The organism is Streptomyces sp. MB09-01, assembly GCF_033794505.1.
GTDB lineage: Bacteria > Actinomycetota > Actinomycetes > Streptomycetales > Streptomycetaceae > Streptomyces.
In genome coordinates this window covers 1-2,497 of sequence record NZ_JARAYQ010000504.1, presented here as the reverse complement: position 1 = coordinate 2,497, position 2,497 = coordinate 1, and the positions used below count along the sequence as shown (strand labels likewise).

The window sequence follows — 2,497 nt, the reverse complement described above, 5'->3', positions numbered from 1 at the left end:
CCCTCACCGCCGTACGGCAGCGGCTCGCCGCGCCCGAACTGCTCCTCGAAATCGGGCACTACACCAGCCTTCCCGACTTCCGGAAGGCGGCGGGCACGCCCACCGAGACCGGCGAGGGCTACGAGCGCTACGGCGCGGTCGTCATGGCCACCCACGACGACCAGCCCAAGCCCGCACTGCGCCCGGCCCTGCTGGATTCCACCGGCTCCGACCCGTACCTCCCGGCGCTGCGGGGCGCCGACCAGCGGCCCTCCTCGGTGGAGACGGCCCTGCGGGCCGTCCACGACCCGCGCTTCGCGGCGCTCCTCGCCGACCCGGGTGCCCCGGCGGCCGGTGCGGTGGACGCCGACGGAACCTGGTGGCCTCAGGACCCGAGCCGCTCCGTTCCCGAGCTGGTCGAGGAGGTGTCCGCCGCGCACGGTCTCGGCGCCGACGCGGCCACCCTGTACCTCACCCTGCTCGCCATGCCCGACCCCACCGACCGCAACACCGCGCGGTGGACGGGCTGGAAGCCGGCCCGCCTCAAGGCCGCCCGCGCCGAACTGGCCGCCACCGAGCTGGTGGTGACGGCCGGCCGCAGCCGGGCCGGGCGCTCGCTGTTCCTGCCGGGCGGATGGGCCGAAATGGCCTCGCCGACCCTGCCGGTGGAGCAGTGGAAGCTGCCGATGTACGGTCTGGGCGCCGGCGAACGGCCGATGCTCGGCGTGCTCACCCCGGCCGAACCGGCCGCCGACCTCTACCGCCGGGCCTGGCAGCGGGTCCGGGAAGGCGACGTGCCGCGGTTCGAGGAGCTCAAGGTGAAGCGCACCCGCGCCCGCCGCCGCTGAACCGCCGGCCGCCCGGGCCCTTTCGGCGCGGCGCACCTCCACAGGGGTGCGCCGCGCCCCCGGCCGACGCTCGGCACACCTCCCTGTTCCCGTTCCGGTTCCCCGGTTGCCAGTTTTCCCTTCTCCGCTCCCGTTCCCGCTCCCGTTCCAGAGGACCCCGATGACCGTCACCGCACCATCCGTCCCCGCCCCCCGGCAGGTGCTTCCCGCCGAGGAGCGTCACGCCGCCGAGCTCGACTTCCTCGCCGCCCAGGACCCCGGCCCCCGGCCGCCCGGCTGGGCCCTGACCCCGCGCGCCGTCGTCACCTTCGTCTGCGGCAGTGACGGAGCCGAGCTGGCCCTGCCGAAGCGCCGCGCAGGGCTCCCCTCCAAGCTGGCCATCGCCCCCAAGTTCGTCGGCGAACGCGCCCTGGTGGAACGCTGCGTCGTCACCCTCGCGGGAGAGCGCGGCCTGCTCCTCACCGGCGAGCCCGGCACCGCCAAGTCGATGCTGTCCGAGCTCCTGGCCGCCGCCGTCAGCGGCACCAGCGCCCTCACCGTCCAGGGCACGGCCGGTACCACGGAAGACGCCTTCCGCTACGGCTGGAACTACGCGCTGCTGCTCGCGCAAGGACCGAGTTCAGGCGCCCTGGTCGACTCCCCGGTGCTCTCCGCCATGCGCACCGGGCGAGTGGTCCGCGTCGAGGAGATCACCCGCTGCCTGCCCGAGGTGCAGGACGCACTGGTGTCGATCCTGTCCGACCGGCGGGTCAGCGTGCCCGAACTGACCGCCACCGAGGACGCGGTGGTCTGCGCGGCCCCGGGCTTCACCGTCATCGCCACCGCCAACCTGCGGGACCGCGGCGTCTCCGAGATGTCCGCCGCCCTCAAGCGGCGCTTCAACTTCGAGACGGTCGCCCCGATCGCCGACGCGGACGCGGAGGCCACGCTGATCCGCCGGCAGGCGGTCGCCGCCGTCGAGCGGGCCGGCGCGGCCTTCGGGGTCGACGACGCCGTACTCGACGCGCTCGTCACCGTCTTCCGCGACCTGCGCTCCGGGCGTTCCGCCGAGGGCTGGGAAGTGGAACGCCCCGGTACGGTCATGTCCACCGCCGAAGCCGTGCAGGTGGCGGCCTCGCTGGGGGTCGCGGCCGCGTACCTGCCGGGCGGGGACGTGCTGGACCTGCTGCCGGGTCACCTGCTGGGCGTGGTCCGCAAGGACGACCCGGCCGACCACGGCCGCCTCCTCGGCTACTGGGACGGCCCGGTGCGCCGCCGCGCCGAGGACGGCTCGGCGATGTGGCGCCGCCTCTGGGACCTGCGCGGGAGCCTGCGTTGACCTCCGACCCGCGCGCCGCCGTCGACGCGCTCGCCGCGTCCCGCACGCCGTACCTGCTGGGCGTACGCCACCACAGCCCCGCCCTGGCCGCGGTGGTGCCCGAGCTGCTGGACGCCTCGGGCGCGGACGTGGTCTGCGTCGAACTCCCGGCGGACTTCCAGCCGTGGCTGGAGCACCTGGCCGACCCGGAGACCGTGGCCCCGGTCGCCCTCGCGGGCGCCGACGGCGACGGGCGCCTGGCGTTCTACCCGTTCGCGGACTTCTCCCCGGAACTGGCCGCGATCCGCTGGGCGCGCCGCACCGGTGCGACCGTCCTCTGCTGCGACCTCCCCCTCCCGTCCCCCGGCTGGAC

The 2,497-nt window shown here is 75.5% G+C and carries 2 protein-coding genes and 1 pseudogene; all 3 read left to right on the top strand.

Annotation, left to right across the window (positions count from 1 at the left end):
• Window positions 1-827: pseudogene (locus PV721_RS42915) on the top strand (DNA-binding protein); the annotation flags it as partial.
• 160 nt (window positions 828-987) lie between these two features.
• Window positions 988-2,145 carry an AAA family ATPase gene (locus PV721_RS42910; RefSeq protein ID WP_319734254.1) on the top strand — a complete coding sequence of 386 codons (1,158 nt, stop codon included), beginning with the start codon at window positions 988-990 and terminating at the stop codon, window positions 2,143-2,145.
• On the top strand, window positions 2,142-2,497 hold a 356-nt coding region (locus tag PV721_RS42905; RefSeq protein WP_319734252.1), incomplete at its 3' end, for a DUF5682 family protein. The genes PV721_RS42910 and PV721_RS42905, both read left to right, overlap by 4 nt.

What these genes read in the sequence shown, in the direction of transcription:
- PV721_RS42910 (WP_319734254.1), top strand. Translation starts at nt 988, where the DNA reads ATGACCGTCACCGCACCATCCGTCCCCGCCCCCCGGCAGGTGCTTCCC.